General features: G+C 50.1%; 17 protein-coding genes. 9 read left to right on the top strand and 8 right to left on the bottom strand.

Going from position 1 to position 19,739, the window contains the following annotated elements:
- The first annotated feature begins 81 nt into the window (after positions 1 to 81).
- The 5 genes from FHS18_RS00515 to FHS18_RS00495 all read left to right on the top strand — a co-directional run bounded on the left by FHS18_RS00515 (position 82) and on the right by FHS18_RS00495 (position 6,752).
- Entirely contained in the window at positions 82 to 2,616 is a 2,535-nt protein-coding gene (locus FHS18_RS00515; RefSeq protein ID WP_183595853.1) for a beta-mannosidase, read from the top strand.
- 173 nt (positions 2,617 to 2,789) lie between these two features.
- Positions 2,790 to 3,509 (top strand): response regulator transcription factor, encoded by a 720-nt coding sequence (locus tag FHS18_RS00510; protein ID WP_221401161.1) that lies wholly within the window; start codon positions 2,790 to 2,792, stop codon positions 3,507 to 3,509.
- Complete coding sequence (locus FHS18_RS00505) at positions 3,506 to 4,885, top strand: sensor histidine kinase (RefSeq protein WP_183595849.1); 1,380 nt, start codon at positions 3,506 to 3,508, stop codon at positions 4,883 to 4,885. Before FHS18_RS00510 ends, FHS18_RS00505 begins: the two co-directional genes overlap by 4 nt.
- A gap of 65 nt (positions 4,886 to 4,950) precedes the next feature.
- Entirely contained in the window at positions 4,951 to 6,075 is a 1,125-nt protein-coding gene (locus tag FHS18_RS00500; RefSeq protein WP_183595847.1) for an ABC transporter permease, read from the top strand.
- The gene (locus tag FHS18_RS00495; RefSeq protein ID WP_183595845.1) at positions 6,072 to 6,752 is read left to right on the top strand and encodes an ABC transporter ATP-binding protein; all 681 of its coding nucleotides are present in this window, start codon (positions 6,072 to 6,074) and stop codon (positions 6,750 to 6,752) included. The genes FHS18_RS00500 and FHS18_RS00495 overlap by 4 nt, the downstream gene beginning before the upstream one ends.
- A gap of 172 nt (positions 6,753 to 6,924) precedes the next feature.
- Here the strand turns inward: FHS18_RS00495 and bshB2 are convergent, their stop codons facing one another.
- Both bshB2 and FHS18_RS00485 read right to left on the bottom strand, forming a co-directional pair.
- Positions 6,925 to 7,584, bottom strand: coding sequence for a bacillithiol biosynthesis deacetylase BshB2 (gene bshB2, locus FHS18_RS00490; RefSeq protein WP_183597248.1), 660 nt, complete (start codon positions 7,582 to 7,584; stop codon positions 6,925 to 6,927).
- A 23-nt stretch (positions 7,585 to 7,607) separates the two neighbouring features.
- The gene (locus FHS18_RS00485; protein WP_183595843.1) at positions 7,608 to 7,952 is read right to left on the bottom strand and encodes a YojF family protein; all 345 of its coding nucleotides are present in this window, start codon (positions 7,950 to 7,952) and stop codon (positions 7,608 to 7,610) included.
- A 292-nt stretch (positions 7,953 to 8,244) separates the two neighbouring features.
- Here FHS18_RS00485 and FHS18_RS00480 point away from each other — a divergent pair, with 292 nt between their 5' ends.
- A complete protein-coding gene (locus FHS18_RS00480) occupies positions 8,245 to 8,739 on the top strand; it encodes a class I SAM-dependent methyltransferase (protein WP_246427383.1) in 495 nt (164 codons plus the stop codon).
- A gap of 202 nt (positions 8,740 to 8,941) precedes the next feature.
- Positions 8,942 to 9,190, top strand: a complete 249-nt coding sequence (locus FHS18_RS00475) for a hypothetical protein (RefSeq protein ID WP_183595841.1) — start codon at positions 8,942 to 8,944, stop codon at positions 9,188 to 9,190.
- A gap of 270 nt (positions 9,191 to 9,460) precedes the next feature.
- On the opposite strand, the gene FHS18_RS00470 is transcribed toward FHS18_RS00475, so the two are convergent.
- Complete coding sequence (locus FHS18_RS00470) at positions 9,461 to 11,074, bottom strand: copper amine oxidase N-terminal domain-containing protein (RefSeq protein ID WP_183595839.1); 1,614 nt, start codon at positions 11,072 to 11,074, stop codon at positions 9,461 to 9,463.
- Positions 11,075 to 11,235: 161 nt separating this feature from the next.
- On the opposite strand from FHS18_RS00470, the gene FHS18_RS00465 reads away from it, so the two are divergent.
- Both FHS18_RS00465 and FHS18_RS00460 read left to right on the top strand, forming a co-directional pair.
- The gene (locus FHS18_RS00465; RefSeq protein WP_343060338.1) at positions 11,236 to 11,802 is read left to right on the top strand and encodes an RNA polymerase sigma factor; all 567 of its coding nucleotides are present in this window, start codon (positions 11,236 to 11,238) and stop codon (positions 11,800 to 11,802) included.
- Positions 11,803 to 11,807: 5 nt separating this feature from the next.
- Positions 11,808 to 12,590 carry an anti-sigma factor gene (locus FHS18_RS00460; RefSeq protein WP_183595837.1) on the top strand — a complete coding sequence of 261 codons (783 nt, stop codon included), beginning with the start codon at positions 11,808 to 11,810 and terminating at the stop codon, positions 12,588 to 12,590.
- Between the two features lie 123 nt (positions 12,591 to 12,713).
- Here the strand turns inward: FHS18_RS00460 and FHS18_RS00455 are convergent, their stop codons facing one another.
- From FHS18_RS00455 to FHS18_RS00435, 5 genes are all read right to left on the bottom strand, one after another.
- Positions 12,714 to 14,129 (bottom strand): family 43 glycosylhydrolase, encoded by a 1,416-nt coding sequence (locus tag FHS18_RS00455; protein WP_183595835.1) that lies wholly within the window; start codon positions 14,127 to 14,129, stop codon positions 12,714 to 12,716.
- A 42-nt stretch (positions 14,130 to 14,171) separates the two neighbouring features.
- Positions 14,172 to 15,080, bottom strand: coding sequence for a carbohydrate ABC transporter permease (locus FHS18_RS00450; protein ID WP_183595833.1), 909 nt, complete (start codon positions 15,078 to 15,080; stop codon positions 14,172 to 14,174).
- A 17-nt stretch (positions 15,081 to 15,097) separates the two neighbouring features.
- On the bottom strand, positions 15,098 to 16,057 hold the full coding sequence (locus tag FHS18_RS00445; RefSeq protein ID WP_409348526.1) for an ABC transporter permease: 960 nt from the start codon (positions 16,055 to 16,057) through the stop codon (positions 15,098 to 15,100).
- A gap of 108 nt (positions 16,058 to 16,165) precedes the next feature.
- Positions 16,166 to 17,869, bottom strand: coding sequence for an extracellular solute-binding protein (locus FHS18_RS00440; protein ID WP_183595831.1), 1,704 nt, complete (start codon positions 17,867 to 17,869; stop codon positions 16,166 to 16,168).
- Between the two features lie 123 nt (positions 17,870 to 17,992).
- On the bottom strand, positions 17,993 to 19,738 hold the full coding sequence (locus FHS18_RS00435) for a sensor histidine kinase (protein ID WP_183595829.1): 1,746 nt from the start codon (positions 19,736 to 19,738) through the stop codon (positions 17,993 to 17,995).
- Position 19,739 lies beyond the last annotated feature (1 nt).

Genomic DNA, 19,739 nt, shown 5'->3' with positions numbered 1-19,739 from the left:
ATTTGGTCCGACAAAGCTTACGCACACTGTTGCCGGAGCTTAAGTCGGACCAAAAATTTATTGGGTAACATGGAGGACCTTATGGAACTATCGGGCGAATGGAGATTACAGCATTATGAGGTCGGACAGGTGCCGCCGCTTCAGCTCGCGGACGCCGGTCTGGACGATCGCTTCTGGATTACGGCTGCCGTGCCGGGCGACGTTCATTCCACACTGATTGAGAGGAAGCTGATCGAGCATCCTTATTACGGCCATAACGACATCAAATGCAGATGGATCGAGCAGAAGGAATGGTGGTATCGGACCAAGTTCCAGCTGGATGAAGCGCCAAGCCAGGATGAACGGCTGGAGCTTGTGTTCGAAGGATTGGACACGTTCGCCACAATCTATGTGAACGGTCTGGAGATTGGGCAAACGGCCAATATGCACCGCAGTTATGTTTACGATGTGACACGCATTGCGAATCGCGGTAAAAATACGGTGGCGGTCAAGTTCGATCCGCTGTCCCTGCATAATCGAGACAAAGCTCAGATGCAATGGTCCTCCTATACGAAGGAGCGCCCTTGGATTCGCAAGGCGGCCATGAATTTCGGCTGGGACTGGGGTCCTCGCATGGTGACGACAGGCATCTGGGGCAAGGTTCATCTAAAGCGCAGCAAGCTCGCTCGTCTGGACAGCGTGTATGCGCGCACGGAGACGGCTGACAAGGGTATGGCGACCGTGCGGGCTTCCATTGAGGCAAAATGCTTCAATCGCAGCGTCGAATTGACCTATCGAGCCAGTCTGGTGGACGCTCTTGGCGATACGGCGGCAGAAGCGGCTGGCAAGCTTGCGCGCTCGCGTGCGGAAGTGAGTTTGAATATTGACCATCCAGAGCTATGGTGGACCCATGATCTTGGCCAGCCATACCTGTATGATCTTGAAGTCATTCTGTACGCGGATGGACAAGAAACGGATCGCTACCGCAAGCCTTTCGGCATTCGTACGATCGAGCTGTTGCTGCAGGATGAACATGGCCGGCATGCTTTTGCTTTCCAATTAAATGGCGTTCGTTTGTTTGCTAAAGGCTCCAACTGGATTCCAGTGGACAATTTCATCGGCTCGGCGCCCGATAAGCGTTATACGGATCTCATTGAACTGGCCGTTGAATCGAATATGAATATGCTGCGCATTTGGGCCGGGGGCATTTACGAAAAAAGTTTCTTTTATGACGAGTGCGACCGGCTGGGCGTCCTTGTTTGGCAGGACTTTGCTTTCGCAAACGCGCTCTTCCCTGATTACAATGCTGATTTCATGGACAATGTCAGACAGGAAGCGATTTGCAATATTAAGCGATTGCGCAATCACGCATCGCTTGCCATATGGTGCGGGAACAACGAAATTGATTGGCTGTACGATATGAAGTCGTCTGACGGCGATATCACCTGCCCGTTCTACGGCGAGTCGATCTACCATCATTTATTGCCTGAGGTGCTGGAGCAATACGACGATTCCCGCCCTTATTGGCCGTCTTCGCCATATGGCGGCAACGACGCGAACGATCCGGAGGTGGGTGACCGGCATAACTGGCAAGTCTGGCACGGGTCGGTCTATCCACGCAAATTCGGCGACCGAACGATGCTTGATTACAGCATCGAAGGCGTTACCTTCAAAAATTATAAAAAAGACGATACGTTGTTCAGCAGCGAATTCGGCATGCATGCCTCGGCCAATCGCTATACGCTGGAGAAATACGTTCCCGACGAGGAGTTCTATTGGGGGAGCGTCGAGATGGCTTACCGGAACAAGGATACGAATCATCAAAAAGGCATTCTGCTGATGGAGGGATTTACCGGCATTCCTTCCGACATCGAGGAATATATGGGGTTTTCGATGTTGACGCAGGCAGAAGGACTCAAATACGGCATTGAGCATTATCGCCGCAACAAGGCCAGAACAAGCGGCGCTCTCATCTGGCAGCATGGCGACAGCTGGCCAGGAACAAGCTGGTCATTGATCGATTATGAGCTGCTGCCGAAGGCTTCATTCTATTATGCTCGTAAATTTTATCATCCGCTGCACCTTACGCTGGATCACGATCCCGGAGAGCCGCTCAAGCTGTGGGTCGTTAATGACCGTCTGCAAGCCTGCTCGGGCAAGGTGACGCTGCAGGTGTACGATTTTGAAGGCAAGCTTGTGAGATCGTTGGAAACGGCTGCCGAAGTTGGAGCCAATACGGCCGTAAAGCTGGGAGAGTGGGAAGAGCTCGACATCCTCGGCGGACTTTCTCCAGATAGGGCGTTGGTGAGGCTATCGGCACCGGGATGGGATTGCGAGGACAACTATTATTATCTCCGGGACCATAAGGAGCTCGACTTGCCGCAAGCACAGTTGACGGCAAGCGTGGACGCAGAGCTTGGAGTTGTGACATTAAGGACGACAGGCGCAGTCGCCAGGCTGGTGACCATTGATATCCCGCAGGGCAACGTCCGGATGAGCGACAATTTCTTCGAGCTGCTGCCGGGAGAGCCTAAATCGATCAAGTTAAGGCAAGCTGACGGACAGGCGTTGCTGCTAGACCGAATTCGAATTGGCGCGCTGAACGCGGCTTCGACAATACCGTTATTCAATAGTTAGACCTGCCAGTGATCCGACAAATGCAGGAAGCGAAGGCGAATGGTTTCGAAAATAAGTGGGTATAAACCGATTTCCGTCTTGAGGCGGAAATCGGTTTATTTTTGTTCCGAAATTACATCGGGTCGTGTTCATAGAGGGGAACGAAACTACGTTGAGTCGGCTTTGTTTGTGTTATGCTATCACCAAACAAAGGGAATGAACTGGAGGTTGTTGTGTTGAACCATCTATTGCTTGCTGACGATGACCCAAGTATTAGAGCATTGGTGAGATATGTCATGACCCGGGAAGGATTTAGCGTGCATGAAGCTCAGGATGGGGGTGAGGCAGTAAAAGTAATGAAACACTCCCAAATCGATATCGCAATCATTGATGTGATGATGCCACGTATGGACGGATTTGAACTGTGCGAATATATTCGCCAGCATTATGACATTCCAATTATTTTGCTTACGGCTAAAGATCAGTTGTCCGATAAAGAACAAGGCTATCAAAGAGGGACAGATGATTACGTAACCAAACCTTTCGAGCCGGAAGAGCTGCTTTACCGGGTCAAGGCGCTGTTCCGCCGCTATAACCGGGTGGCTAATGACATCATCCGGATGCATCGTATTACCATTGATCGCAAAAATGTTGAAGTGTCCGACGGCCAATCGGTATTTTTGCTGCCGATGAAAGAATTCGAGTTGCTGGCCCAATTAGCGCAATATCCAGGACGTCTGTTTTCCCGCGACGAGCTTATTCGTCTTGTATGGGGTCCGGATTATGAAGGAGATGACAATACGGTCATTGTACATATCAACCGACTCCGTCAGCGTTTTGCCGATTATTCGGATGACTTTATGATTCAGACGGTTCGCGGCATCGGCTACAAGATTGTGGTGAGGGAAAAATGAAATCCTTATACTACCGTGTGTTTCTGATCACTTTAGCGGTCATTCTAGCGAGCAGTATATTAGGGTTTCTCGCGTCCAATACGTACTACCATATGAAACTGAAACCTTACAACGACGAGAAGCTTGTATCCATTGCTGAGGATATGAAGGAATTCATTGAAGTAGAGCCTACAAGTATGGAGCGCTATCTTCGCAATGCGGCCGCGCTTGGGTACGAAATCTATGTGACGGATGGGCAAGGGGAATCCCATTTCTTCGGAAGGAGTTTCCGACGGCAGGATCTGGACAAGCAGGATATCGCACTGGTTCTAGGCGGCGGCGTTTATCACGGAGTAGCGCGGTTCCCGAACAAGCCGTTCATCTCCGGATTCTTTGATAACCGATTAAGCAATACCGTAGGCGTGCCCGTTCAATCATCAATGAAAAAATACGCCTTGTTTATGCGGCCGGATGTTTTGCTGCAGTTTGGCGAGCTTCGTACCTTCTTTGCCTTAGTCGGATTGCTGACCATCCTAATCAGTATTTTATTGTTTTTGATCAGCACGCGCTATATCGTCAAGCCAATCACAAGGTTAACTGAAGCGACTAAACGCCTCGCGCAAGGGGACTACAATTACCGGTTAGCGACAGGTAGACGTGATGAAATCGGTCAGTTAGCCGAGCATTTTACTACGATGAGCCGGGAGTTGGAGCGCGTCGACCTGGCACGACAGCAGTTTGTAGCGAACGTATCACACGAAATCCAATCGCCCCTTACCTCAATTCAAGGGTTTGCTAAAGTTTTAGCGCAAGGGGATCTACGGAAAGAAGAACGCGAGCAATATGCCGCTATCGTAGAAGCCGAAAGCCGGCATCTCTCTATGCTGAGCAAACAGTTGTTGCTGCTCTCTACACTGGAACAAGGGGAAGAGGCGCTGAACAAAAAGAGCTTCTCTTTACGAAGCCAAATCCGTCAAGCCGTAGAGATGTTGCAATGGCAGCTAGAGGAGAAGGAACTGCTATTGAAGCTGTCAATTCCCGAACAGCTTAAGGTTTATGGCGATGAGGTGCTGCTGCTGCAGGTATGGACTAATTTGTTGAGCAACGCGGTGAATCATATCCCGACGGGGCGTAGCGTTGAAGTCCGGGCTGAGGAAGGACAATCGCATACATGTATCATAATCTCGGATACCGGGGAAGGAATCGCATCTGAACATTTACCTTTTTTATTCGATCGCTTCTACCGTGTCGATCGTGCACGTGAACGTTCTTCGGGTCGAACGGGTCTGGGACTTTCCATCGTGAAAAAGATTGTGCAGCTGCACGAGGGGAATATCCATGTGAGCAGCTCACCAGGGGAAGGCGCCCGTTTTCACGTAACGCTCCCCAAATTGTAATTTGTTATTTATGCGCCGTTTATATTCGCTTCCTATACTGAGGACATTCAAGGGAGGGAAGCACAATGTATTTGGCCATTCGAGAGATGAGGTTTGCAAAAGTCCGTTATTCGCTCATAGCGATAATAATGCTGCTCGTCGCCTTTTTGGTTCTTTTTGTTACCGGGCTAGCGCGTGGACTTGCCTATGATAATGCTGCATCGATTCAGAATATGGATGCTACGCATTTTATTATGGAGAAGGATTCGAATCATCGCTTTACCCGTTCACAAATCAGTGAACAAGTATTATTGCAAGCAAGTTCAATTGTCGGAGAAGATAATGTTCAACCACTTGGTGTCAAGATGACCACCATGACAGCAGAGGGGAAGATTGGCAAACTGGACGTAACGCTTCTTGGTATAAATCCGGAAGGCTGGTTGATGCCCAAATTAACCGAAGGTGCAGCAATCACAGCCACCGGGACTGGGCAGGTACTTGTGGATCGTAAGCTGAAAGATTCGGGAATTGGTCTAGGCACGGTCTTGATTGATCAGGCCTCAGGCTTAAAATGGACGGTCAGCGGTTTTGTTAACCATGAATCATTCAGCCACTCACCAGCAGTCTTTCTGAATGAACACGATTGGCAACAGCTTCAATTGACGACTATAACGACGCCGAGTGCGACAAAATGGACAGATTCAACTTACAATGCGGTTGCCGTAAAAGCAAATACACATCACAAGGAACAGCTTACCGCAGTTCTCGCTGACGCCGAAATCGTGACTAAGGCAGATGCCGTATCGGCCATCCCTGGCTATAAGGAAGAACAGGGATCACTTTGGATGATGATTATCTTTTTGTTTATCATCTCTTCGTTCGTCTTAGCTGTGTTTTTCTATGTCATCACCATTCAGAAAAGCAGTCAGTTCGGAATCCTGAAGGCGATCGGAACGCGCACCGGGTACCTTGTTCGAAGCGTTGCTCTTCAAGTGTTACTATTATCAGCAGGCAGTCTAGTCGTCAGCATGCTTCTTATCCAAGCGACTGAATCCATCTTGCCTAGCGGAATGCCGTTTCTGCTTCAATCCTCTACCATGGCGTTAACAAGCATCGCTTTTGTTACAATGTCCCTCGTTGGATCCTTGCTTTCCGTTTGGAAAGTAACAAAAATAGATGCCTTGGATGCAATTGGGAGGACCGCAGCATGAGACATAGACTGATTTTGAATAATATCACTCACACCTTCGAGGATGGCGGCATCCAGCGAACGGTACTAAATAACCTGAACCTGCAGGTATCTGAAGGTGAATTGGTCGCTGTTATGGGGCCGTCCGGTTCGGGTAAAAGCACCTTTTTATCGATTGCAGGAGCACTCCTTGATCCAAAAGGCGGTGAGGTCTTGCTCGATGGTGAATCGGTATCCGATAAAAACAAGCAAGAATTGTCCGATATTCGCCTTCATAAGATCGGATTTATTTTTCAGAGTGCGAATTTGATTCCTTATTTAAAAGTGGAAGAGCAGTTGACGCTGGTTGCAAAGCTGGGGAATATGAATAAGAGGAAGGCGGCCGAACGTATTCGGGAGCTGCTTGATATGCTTGGCTTGAATCATCGCCGAAGTGCTTATCCCGACAAGTTGTCCGGAGGTGAACGTCAGCGCGTCGCCATTGCCAGAGCACTCATGAACGACCCAGCTGTGTTGTTGGCGGACGAGCCTACGGCGAGTCTAGATGCCTCCAGAGGAATGGACGTTGTACGCATGCTTGCAGAAGAAGCAAGAGAACTAGGCAAGAGCGCTGTTATGGTCACGCACGATGAGCGCGTTCTGCCGCTGTGCGATCGAGTTTTATATTTAGAGAACGGTGGTCTGATAGAAAGAAAATAAGTATGGTATCAATCCAAGCTGTCCTTTCACCTAAGGATACTGCGTTGATTAGTCTAATATAATTTTCTCGTCCTTAGCTATTGCTGTTTTGTTTTCTGTGAGGCATGCGAAAATACAGAAGCCGAGTTCAACTAATACTCGGCCTTTGTATTTCTCTTTAATAATTAGACTATTATGAGAATCGATACGTCCAGAATCGTTCCGTTCCGAAGCGCGCCTGGATTTCCGCATCCGATAATTTTTTGTTACCTAACAATTCAGCGGCTTGGAATTGGGACTTATGGGCTTGAATAGATGCCATTTTCTGTTTCAGGTAACCTGTAACGTCATTAATGATATCAGGCTTTCCGATTTCTTGTTCGTGATTGTTTGCGAATGCCATGCAATGCACGGCCGGCCTATGTTCTGCAGGCATTCTGCCGATCGTTCGGATTACCGCCGCCCCGCATGCGTTGTGATCGGGATGAACGCTCAGCGTTGGGTGGAAAGTAATAACCAATGAAGGATTCAGCTCTTGGATGAGCGCCTCGATGCTTCCGTCTAACTTCGCTTTATCCTCGAATTCGATCATTTTATCGTGGAATCCAAGCATTCTGAGATCCGAAATGCCAATGGCACGGCAAGAAGCCTCCAGTTCCTGCTTGCGTATGGAGGGTAGAGTGACCCGGTTAGCGAAAGGCGGTATTCCCATGTTGCGGCCCATTTCTCCTAAAGTCAAACACGCGTAAGTGACTTCCGCCGATCCTTGGTCGAGATGCATGGCAAGCGTCCCTGACACGCCGAACGCTTCGTCGTCCGGATGCGGAAGCACAACTAGGATATGTCGTTTCATCATTGTTCAATTCCCCCTTTACCTTAGAATGGTTCCCGACTCAATTGCAACGCCACAACGAGTTTTCCTGCAGTGTCGTGACCCGCGAGGATGAGCCTATCGGAATCCGTCTCTTCATAGTGGGTAAGCCCTTCGGAATAAACCCAGCCAAGCTCCGTTTTCAAACCGACACGATATGGGCCGTCCCCGGAAATCGAACCGTGGGAATAACGAATAACGGCGTTCGAAATAAAGGTCGCGGCTGGATGTTTCGTACGATCCAGATGCGCTGCATAAGCTCCCGTTGTCATCTCGAGATGGATATATAAATCGCAATCGACTAGGATATCTAAAAATTGCTGGACTTTCGTTTTGTCGATGAGTTGCATTTTCTTTCCTCCTCCTGGCGCCTATAGCATTACCCGTAAATTATAGAACAATCATTCCCCCTTCGTCACCATAATATCGCGCACGAAGCTCGCCATCTTCGCCGCTCGTTGTATCGAGAACGAAATTATGCTGATCGATATACTGGGATCAGAGGCAGATGATGTGGCTAAGCGAATGCTCCACCCGTATAACAACGATCGCGCCGGTATATACTGAGTCATATTTTTTGACAGGAAAAGGAGGAATCTGTTTATCCCCGACTATCCCTATATCACCGTGTGCGCGATCGTTTTGGCGTCGGTCATCATGATCTCTATCATCTATGCCAGTATACGCAACGGAATATCTCCGATGCCCGCCTCAGCTCCGGTGCGGCGAGTTGTCGTTCAAGAGCTGAGCCGCTATCCGGAAGCGCAAACGATTGTGGACGCCGGGTCCGGCTGGGGAACGCTGTGTCAGGCGATCTACGCGCGTTATCGCGAAAAGCGCATTATCGGCATTGAAAATTCGCTGATTCCCTTGCTCGTGGCGAGGCTTCTTGCTCGAGGTCGGATATTCTATGTGCGCAAAAGTCTATACGTATATGACTATAAAGAGGCTGACCTCGTCATCTGCTATTTGTATCCCGGCGCGATGAGGCGGTTAAACGAGATCTTTCGCGACCAGTTGGCGTTCGGGTCAAGAGTGATGAGCATTTGTTTTGCCATGCCGGGATGGGAGGCAGAGCGTGTATTGACTTGCAGCGACATGTATCGCACGAAGATTTATATCTATAGGAAGAACTAATCGGAGATATCATGAGTCTCGAACGGGAGAGGCGAACGCCAATCTTAAAAGAGGAATCTTCTCCGCCGCGATTGCTCGTGTATTCAAAAGCTTTTAAACTGAAGCAATCAGGTTAAATACCAGACTTATGCTGAAAAACGATATCCAAGGAATTCATAATAATGATAATATGGATAAACGATAAAAGTTAGGAGAATGAATCATGGAAATACTTTGTGGAAGCTGTGCTCAAGCGAAGGGATTGTCTATCGAGGAACGTATTGTCTTGGCGAAGTCACGTTTGCCCAAGCAACTTTATTTGTGCCCATCCTGCAAAAGTGAGCACACCTACTCCTCTAAGGTCAAAATACCGTCACAAACGCCGATAGTTGAACCGACCCGAGAGGTTTTAGAGAAGAAACCAGAAAACAAAGCCACGGCTCCAACTGAGGGTCAAATGTTGCTGTTCTAAGGAAGGTTCGTAAAATATCATTAGTTTATTAAATGAAGAGCTGACCGATATGGTTTAGCTCTCTTGTGCTTTCAGATAAAGTTAAGGAGGTTTTTTCAAAAGATATGTTTACATTCTATAGTATAGGAATTGCTAGTGGATTTGTTTTTAGCCTATTAGAGTTGATGACAGCTCAGAAAATACTTGAATAATGAACGGAATCAAAGAAAAAATGGATAGGAATAACCGACTTCTGTAGTGGGACAGAAGTCGGTTATTTTTATTTCGAAATTACATCAGGTCATGTTCGTGAGACAGTTCCATCTCCGCGGTTTTCGTCAGCGTGATCGATCCATCTTCCGAATTGTAATCGACATCCCATCCGAACAAATCCGCAATGAAGCGAACCGGTACATGGGTGCGGTTATCTCGGCTCAGGACAGGGCTTCCAATCTCGATCCGTTTGCCGTTAAGCTCCATGTATTCGGCATTGATCCAGAACTCCGCCTTGTTGTTTCCCGCAATAACCCATACAGAGTTGTTGTCGGCATCCCAAACGATGCTGGCGCCGATTCCTTCCGCCAAGTAACGAAGAGGGATGTACGTCGTTCCTTTGTCCATAAGCGGCATGGTATCCATTTGGGTGGTTTTACCATCGATAATGAGCAGGTTCGATTTGATTTGGAACCATACCTTTTGAACGGCGGGCGGTGTAGAAGACGCTGCCGTATGGAAAATATCCGGGAACTGTTTCGCAATCCCGTCGGCAAGCACAGCGCCTGTAGGGAACATGTGGCTATAGGCTTCCTGGATGTCAGAATAAGCCTTCGCGTAGTCCTTTGCTGCATATTTGTTGAATGCATCAAGCAAATGGTTGATGTGGTTCTTGAGCTCGCCGGCGATTGCCTGTTCGCTGAAGTTCGGGTTGGCCGCCGCAAAGAATTTTGCCTGTTGCATCCGATATTGCTCAAGTTCCGCAGTCGCCTTGGCTTTAGCGTTCATGTCATCGGCAGCAGTCGCCTTGACGTAATCCACGAAATACCCGATATGGGAAGACCAGATCGTGCGGAAGGCCTCGCCTGCTTCTTCTCCGTACACGGAGGCAACGGCGGCAGTGATATCATTCGTATTTCGATTTAGAGAGCTGGCAATATCGCCGAAATCGGCGGCACCGTCAATTCCTTTTTGCATGGCGAATACGGCCAGCAAGGCGTGCTCGCCGAGCTTTTGCTCCAGCGCGGAACGCAGATCGGATGCTGGATTCGACGCTGCCGCATCCGGGAACTTCGCCGGGAATTGGGCCGTAATGCCCGCGGTTAAGGCATCGCCGGTCATATACATATGGGAGTACGCCGTTGCGGCATCGCTATAAGCGGCAGCATAGTTTTTCGCGACATAATGATCAAATGCGGACAGTAAATGCTCGATGTGGCTTTTTAATTCGCCTGCGATCACTTGCTCGTTGAAGTTCGGATTGGCCGCCGCAAAGAATTTTGCTTGTTCCATCCGGTATTCCTCAAGTTCGTCGATCGCCTTTTTCTTGCCGGCTTCATCGCTCGCGGCCGTTGCCTTTACATAGTCGACAAAGTAGCCGATGTGAGAGTTCCAGATTTCCTTGAAAGCTTCTCCGCCGGATTGGCCATATAAGGAAGCGATGGCTGCCGTTAATTCATCCGTATTATGGTTTAACGCTCCGGCCGCATGGGCGAAGTCGGACGCGCCATCGTAGCCTTTTTGCATCGCGATTATGGCCAGCAACGCATGTTCGCCAAGCAACTGGCCCAGAGCCGAACGCAGGTCGGGCGTCGCCCCTTTCGTGCTGACCGTATGCGCGTTCGCCAGCGCAGGTACAAGCAATAGCAGCGATAACATAAGAATTGCGATTTTGTTGCGTATTCCTTTCATTTGTAGATTCCTCCTCATTTAGGCTCTAAAGTCTTTCATATAGCTATTCGAAACAGACGCGAGGTTGGATCACCGATTCGAAAAAAAACTTTTCATATCATCCATCGAATGTTTATTCTCGAACAACTATAATGGGGGGAGTATAAGAGAGGAGGTCTTCCGTGGAGACACCAATAGACGAGGCTTTGATCATGCAGAGAATCAGCCAACAGGACCCCGTCGCTCTTGAGGCGCTATATGATCGTTATGAGAAGCCGCTATACGCCTACGCTTATCGTTTTGTCGGCGATGCGATGTTAGCTGAAGAAATCGTGCAGGAATTGTTCATGCGCATTTGGAATCGCGCTCATACATTCGACGGATCGCAAAGCAAAGTGTCGACATGGCTGTTCGCCATCCTTCGAAATATTGCGATTGATCAGCTTCGCAACAAACAAAACCGAACGGCTAAACAGACGCAAGATGCGGAGACCTTTGCCGAGTTGATTGACGATCAGGTGAACCTGGAAGAGCAAGCAGCCAATAATTTGATGGCGGCCGAAGTCAAGAATGCGGTGAGGGAGCTTAATGAGGAACAGCAACATGTGCTTGATCTGATGTACTATCAAGGGCTGACTCAACAAGAAATATCCGAGAAGAGGGGAATTCCGCTCGGTACGGTGAAGAGCCGAATTCGATTGGCTTTAAAACATCTCAGAACGCGGTTGGTCGAATTTGAAAGGAGGTAACCCGAATGGACGGACAAAATCGCGATTGCGAACTATTGGAGATCTACCTGTTGGACGGACTAAATGCGAAAGATAAGGCGGAGTTTGAAGTTCATTTGTCACGCTGCGAAGCATGCCAGGCCAATCAATCGGAGCTGCAGCAAGTCATCGACCTGTTGCCTCTTGCCGTAGAGGAACAGCCAGTGCCAGCGGGCATGAAGAAGAGGGTCCTTTCCAATGTTCTTGGACAAGAGGCGAATGCGGACACGACAGGAGCAAAACAATCGACCTCACTTGCGACGGAACGTCGGTTGAATCGCAAGAATGGGCAAAGCCGTTGGCTTATTCCTGGGTTATCAGCCGCTGTGGCGCTACTCGTTTTCTTTGCGGGTTATCAACAAGTAACGATTCATGATTTGAATCAACAGCTTGCTGGATCTGACATAAAGCCAGGTGAGCCCGTGAAAGTGGAGCAAGCCGTTAAATTGTCTCCTGCTGCCGAGGATTTCGTTTCCGAGGGATTAGCGACGATCGTTATTGACCAGAAGGGAACTCATTTGCTCGTTCAAGCGGAACAACTCCCCCAGTTGAAGGGAACGGAAGCCTTTCAAGTGTGGCTGATTAAAGGGGAGACCAAAGTTAGCGCCGGGACTTTTCTAGCCGAACAAGGAAACGGTGCGCTCTACTATTCGTTCGAGCCCAACGACTACGATACCATTGCCATCACGTTAGAGCCCGATGCGTTAGGTGATCAACCGCGGGGCAAAATGGTTCTAGCCGCTCCCATTCGGACCGGGGATATCGGATAATTCGTTCGTTACCTATCTGTCGACTGCGACCGACGCTATACAGTGTGAAAATGGCAGCCTGACGTGAAGTCAGGCTGCCATTCGTTACTTTGGATACATCGCCTATCTCAATCGGTCTCTCAATTATTCCAACGTGAACGACGCCAGACTTGCGTTGCCGATGCCCCTGTACGTGAAGTATAAAGCTTGAACGCCGTTCGGAACCGCGATGTCGGCCGCATACGTCGTCCATACGTTCGTGAAATCGACCGGGATCGATCCAAGCGTTGGACCATCCCATGCCGTTTTGACCTCGAAGCTGCCTTGGGCGTATCCGCGAACCTGAATCATCACGCGATTCACGCCCTCGCATTGGAAATACTTGAATCCCGCCGTTGCGGAATCCCGCATATTCGCGATATAACCGATCTCTTCGTCTCCGTCTTTGCCGTCTTGGGTGATCTTCGGGAATCGGCCGTCCATCCATGCGCCGTGCGTGCCCGTGTAGCTCTCATCCGTCTCCGTGAATAGGTGGCAGGCTAAATAGGCCGGGAACTGGCCACGCCCGACGAGCGGGCCGCCGTTCGGACCGCTCGTCGTGATCTCCACCTGCGGTATGGTACCGTCTTCGAGGATCTCGATCGGTTCGATGCAGCCTTGGCGGCTGAAGCTCGTACCGTTCGTATGGCGGTGATAGAAGATGTACCATTGACCGCTTGCTTTTACCAAGCCGCCGTGATTGTTGCCGCCATAGTACATGGGCTTGCCCGCCGGCTTATACGAATCGATATGCATGTCGTTATTGCTTACGATGACGCCGCGGTATTCGAAGCCTTTCGTCGGATGCTTGCTGGTCGCGTAACACAGCTCGTGCATGACGACGGAGGAATAGACGAAATAGTACGTATCGCCAAGCTTGCGGATGGATGGCGCTTCGAAGAACGCGTGTCCTTCGTAGCCGGATCCTTGGCTGTACGGCTCGCTGGGCGCGATGAACACCGGTTCTTCGAGGATCGTCAGCATATCCGGCCCGATGACGGTGGCCATCGCGCCCTTGCGCGACTTGTCTCCGATCGCGCAGAACCCGGTATACAGGTAAGTGAGGTCGCCCTCCGTCAAGACGCCCGGATCGAATTGCGGCTGATCGCCCGCCCGTTCGCCCAGGCGCGTCCCGTCGGCATACTGCACGTAGCCGTGAAATTGATACTTGCCGGCAGGCGTATCGCAGACGGCGACCGACACGACGGATACCTTATCCAGCACATAGAACAGATAATAACGTCCGTCCGGACCTTGGGTGACATCAGGGGCATAGAGGCACATGCGTCCGTCCGGATTCAGCGGATCGTCCGCCTTCTCGAAGATTACGCCTTCATATCGCCAGTCCGCCAGATCGTTCGCGGGCGCCGACCAGCAGACGTAATCGTTCAGACAGAAGACATGCCCGTTATAACGGTCATGCGAGCCGTATACGTAGACTCTGTCCTCGAACACATGGGGCTCGCCGTCGGGGATATACTCCCAGGACGGCAAGTAAGGATTTACGCCTTGTTTCTTCATCAGATTGATTTCCACTCCTCCGGTACTTATCTGCTTGTTCGGTTATCCCTTTACTCCGCCGACGATCATGCCTTTGACAAAATACTTCTGGAGGAACGGATAGACCATAATGATCGGCACGCTGGCAACGATCGTCATCGTAGCGCGAACCGATGTCGGCGTTACGATATCGGCGCCTCCCTGAGCATCGGCATATTGGTCAGCGGCTGAAGAGCCCGTGTCCGACGTGGACAAGATCTTCACCAACTCGTATTGCAGCGTACTCAGGTCGTGCCGTGAAGAATTGTACAGGAATACGTCAAACCAGGAGTTCCACTGATAGACGGCCACGAACAGAGCTACGGTCGCCAGAGCGGGCATGGTCAGCGGAAGCACGATGCGAATAAAGGTGGTGAGGTCGCCCGCGCCGTCCATTTTGGCCGATTCCATGATGCCTTCCGGCAACCCTTCGATGAAGGACCGAACGACGATCATATTGAACACGCCGATGATGCCCGGAATGATGTAGACCCAGAAGCTGTTCAGCATGCTGAGTTCTTTAATAAGCAGATAGTTCGGGATCAAGCCGCCGCTGAAATACATCGTGAAGATGAAGGTAATGGAAATGAATGTCTTCAATTTATATTCGGGCCGGCTGATCGCATAGGCCAGCATCGCCGTGCAAAATACGGAAACGATCGTCCCGACGATCGTCCGTGCCGCGGAAATGAAGGTCGCGTAGAACACGTTCGATTCGTTAAACACATACGCATAGTTTCGGAGCGTCCATTCGCGCGGCCAAAAATAGATGTCGCCGCGGATGGAGTCGTTGGCGTCGTTGAACGACAAGGCGAACATATTAATGAAAGGATACAAGGTGACGAAGATTAAAAAAATCATGAAGACGTAATTGCACGCGTCGAATATTCGATCGCCAACGGAAGAGAATCCAGTCGATTTTGTTTTTAACATCGTATCATCGCCTTTCATCAGTACAGTCTGCTTTCGCCAAGCCGTTTGGCGAGGTTGTTGGCAACGATAAGGAAGATGAAGCTGACCACGGTTTTGAACATGCCGGCTGCCGTCGCCAATCCATAGTTATTCATCTGTATCCCATACTTCAGAACGAATATATCAAGATTTTCCGAATATTCAACGTTCATGCCATTGCCAAGCAGGTATTGCGGCTCGAAGCCGGACTCGAGGATATGGCCCAGGTTCATGATGAGCAAGATGACAATGACGGGCTTTATGCCCGGGAGCGTAATATGCCACATTTGTTGCAAGCGCGACGCGCCGTCGATCCGGGCCGCTTCGTACTGGGTAGGGTCAATGGTCGTGATGGCTGCCAAATAAATAATCGTATTAAAACCGACGTTCTTCCATATTTCCGTCACGCCGAGAATGCCCCAAAAATATTCGCCGACGCCGAGCCACAAGACGGGCTTATCGATCAGATTGAGCTGAAGGAGCAACACGTTGATAATTCCCTCCGGCGCAAGCGCCGTCTGGACGATATTGGCGGCGACGACCCACGAGATGAAATGCGGCAAATAACTGATCGTCTGCACCGTCCGCTTGAAGGCGATTCTGCGGAGTTCATTCAGGAGAAGCGCTAATACGATAGCGGTTACGAATCCCATGACAAGATTAATCGAGCTCATCACAAGCGTATTGCGCAACACGAGGTAAAACTGTTGTTCCTTAAACAAATACTTGAAGTTATCCCATCCAACCCAAGCCTGGTCGAAAATATCCCTGCCCAGCCTGTATTTTTGAAAGGCGATCGTCCAGCCCCAGAGGGGAATATATTTGAATACGATGACCCACGCGAGAAAAGGCAGCGACATGAGCATCAGCATTTTTTGCTTCCCCAATGCTTTGAAATAGGCGCTTAGGCGCGAATCTTCAGAAGCCGAACCTTTCAGCTGCACGGTATGTTTCCCCACTCGATCCGTCTCCCTTCCGGCATACTCTTATCTGTCCCTAGCATAGTTAGAGGGAAAAGCGAATGGCATCGCTTTTCCCGGTACACGACAATCGTTAGAAGCGGGCGTTTACCACTTTCCTGCGACGCGATCCTTCACCTTGGCGGTCATGAAGGCCTCGAAGCCGGCCGCATCCAGTTTGCCGAACTCTTTGAGATAGTCGTTCCAGACGGATTCGAACTGCCCTTCGGAGGCAAGAACCAGCTTCGGATAATACTTCTGCTGAAGATCTCCGGCTTTCTGATTGAAGATATCTTCAGGAGAACCTTGCTGCTTCTCGATACTCCAAGCCGGGTACCAAGGTCTCTCCACAGGTTTCGCGTAGAAACCGGAGAAGGTTTGGATACCGTAAGCTTCAAGCAGCGCTCGGTCGCCATCCGTATAATTGATGTTCGCGACTTCAGGCTGGGAGAAGGGGCGATGCGCATTGCCGTCCTCATACACGGAGTTATCGCCGTAACGCGGCCATTCATAATCGAAGTAAGCCCAGCCGTATTTGCGTTTGAACTCGTTATCGTTGCGATTGGCCAATTGCTCGTCATTCATGACGTAACGTCCCTTTTCGTTCACGGAGTAGGTGACGCCTTCTTCGCCCCATTGGACCAGCTTCTGGTTCTCGTCGGTCAGCAGGTTATCCCAATATTGGATGATGCGAACCGGATCCTTGGCGCTTACGCTAATGCCGAGACCGCGGTTGTTGACAAAGGAAGGAGGGTCCATGTAGGCATCCGTGATGCTCTCGTCAAATACGATCGGGAGCTGCACATAGCGCAGATCGTCATTACCGGCTGTCTTGAGGTTGTTGATGGCATCGCCGATCTGCCAGGTGTAACCGCTGAATCCGAGCACGCGGCCCGAGGTCAGCTTGGCCTTGAATTGGTCCCCGTTCGCGGTGAAGCTCTCCGGATCGAACAAGCCCTTGAGGTTCAACTCGTTCAACGACTGCAGCCATTGCTTCTCGTAATCGGTTCCCTGGTACAGCTTGGCTTCATGCGTCTGCATATCAACCAACACATTGCCGTCGTTCGGATAACCGGCCAAATGCATCGGGGCATTGGTTATCGTATAGAACTGACCCGGTTCGCCGGCGAATGTAGCGTAGCCGATCGTATTTTTTCCGTCTACGGAAGGATATTTGGCTTGATATTTCTCGATCAGTTCAAAATACTGATCAAGCGTCTTAACCTTCGGGTAGCCGAATTCCTTCAGCACTCTGCGTTGAATCCAGATGTTGCTGCCCGCATCCGGATCCGTCAGGTAGCCGCCGATGTTGGCCGTGAAAGGCAGGATGTAGATGTTGCCGTCTTCATTCGTGATTTTGTCCATGTAAGGGCCATATACGCGCTTGATATTAGGACCATGCTTCTCGATCAGATCATTGAGCGGAATCAATGCTTCCGCATCCAAAAGCTTCGACAGTTCGCCTACCGGCGAGATGACATCCGGATAGGCGCCGCCGGCAATCATGACGCCCGCCTTCGTGCTCGGGTCTCCGGTAACGAACTCCATTTTCCAATCGACGCCCGTTTGTTCCTGGAGGATCTTGCCGATCGTCGTTTCGCTTGCCAGCACGTCTTTATTCGTTCCGAATCCGAAATAAGTGAAGGTAACCGGGTCTGTGCTGACCTCTCCGGTCGTCTCGTTGGCCGCGGAGCTGTTGTTCGTGTTGTTCGTCTTTCCTCCCTCGCCATTATTCGACGAGCAACCGGCAAGGAGGAGCGATACGGCCGTTAGCACGGCCAGGCTGGTAGGAAGCCACTTTTTTCTACGCACTTGAAATCCCCTTTCTCTTAATCAAGTTGTGTAAGCACTTTCATTGTAGAAGAAAAAGAAATGAATTGTTATATAGCAAACCTTAGGTCGGTCTTTGAATAGTTAAGATTTGTCGGATAGATCTTATTCGCTTCGCGTAATGGGCAGACGCAGCGTGATTCGCGTTCCTTTGTTCGGCGCACTGGCGATGGCGAAGTTGAACGATTCGCCGTAATAGATTTTGAGGCGCGTCATGACGTTCTTCATGCCGATGGAATCGCCCATCGCATCATCCTCGTGAATGTAACGGTGAAGCTCGTCGATCTTCTCTTGCGCGATGCCGCTCCCGTTGTCCGATATGAGGAAGATAATCTGTTCCTGTTCCTGCGCGATCTGAATCGTAATATAGCCGATGCCGGGAATATTCTCGATCCCGTGAATACTCGCGTTTTCCACGAACGGCAAAAAAGCCATCTTCGGAATCTCAATAGCCATAACGGATTGATCGACCTCGATATGATACTCCAGCTTGCTGTCGAAACGATATTTTTGAATTTCCAGAAAGCACTCGATCAATTCCAATTCCTCCCGAATCGTAACGAAGCTTCGCTTCCAGATAATCGATTTGCGGAAGATGGTCGCCATGTTCTGGATCGTCTTGGCCGTCTGCGATTCGCCGTTCATCAGACTTCGCATGCGGACGGTTTCAAGCGCGTTAAATAAAAAATGAGGGTTGATCTGACTATGGAGCGCGTGTAGCTGGGCTTGCCGTTGCCGCAGTTCCAGTTCTTTCTTCTGGAGCTCGGAAACATAGAAATCGTTGATCAAGTTCTCGATCCGAGCGCTCATCCGATTGAATTCCACCGCTAATTGGCCTACTTCATCCCGTTCTTGATGATAGGGGACTCGTTCGAAGTTATTGCCGCGCACAGACTTCATGTGTTTCAGAAGCTCCTGGATTCGCGTATGGATCGAGCGGGAGAAAATGAGGATGACGATCGTAGGCACGAAGAAATTAATCGCTGCGAACCACAGGATAAACCGGCCGGATTGCCTGACTTCGTACAGGATGTTCGCTTCGTCAAGGACGCCGTATACCTTCCAGTCGTTTAAGTAACGGCTAGACTGATACTGTTTGGCAATCACGATGGCTTTGTTCGGCTTCGGGATCTCATCGAGACGGGGCGACCGGTCTTCGGTGATCAGCCCGCTAGGCTGACCGCTTGCCAGTCGGCCGTAACGCGCCTCATTGGACGGATCCAGCAAATAAATATCGCCTTCAAAACCGGATAGATCGAAAATTTGCTGAACGTAGTTTTTATTCAAGTCGATTTTGACCACATTCTCATATGTCCCGTACCGGCGGTTCGGCAGCTTCTGTATGACGCTGATGCTGTCGTGCGTCACATACAGATGGGGAAACGTGTTATTGTAATTGACGATTTGGCGATACCAATCCGTGTCCCGCGTTTCATCCTCGAGCTTAATAATATGGCTCGATGTCAGAATCGTCGGATTGTCGCTCATGATCGTCACCGAGCTAATCGTTTTGTACTCCTTGTCCGCGCGGTTAAACAGATTCGATATGCCGCTGAGCGACTCGACATAGCGATCGGATGAAGCATGCTCGGTATTCAGATGTTCGCCCAGCTGATTGTCGATCGAATACAAGTAGGAGATCCCCGCAGCATCGTCAATCAGGGCTCCTAGTTCGGACTGCAACAAGGTCATCGCTTGCTCCGCGTCGGCCGTCTTCTGTTTTTTGACATTGAGGGTGGTCACGTGATAGAACGTCACGTTGGTCAGCACGATCGGCAGGAATACGCAGATCACATAGATGACGATTAACTTGTTTCGGAGCTTCAAATGGTGGAATCGAAAGTTGAGCAAG

Source organism: Paenibacillus phyllosphaerae, from assembly GCF_014192105.1.
GTDB classification, from domain to species: Bacteria; Bacillota; Bacilli; order Paenibacillales; family Paenibacillaceae; genus Paenibacillus_Z; species Paenibacillus_Z phyllosphaerae.
Note: the sequence above shows the minus strand (reverse complement) of the source record. Positions and strands in the feature narration are given on the sequence as shown.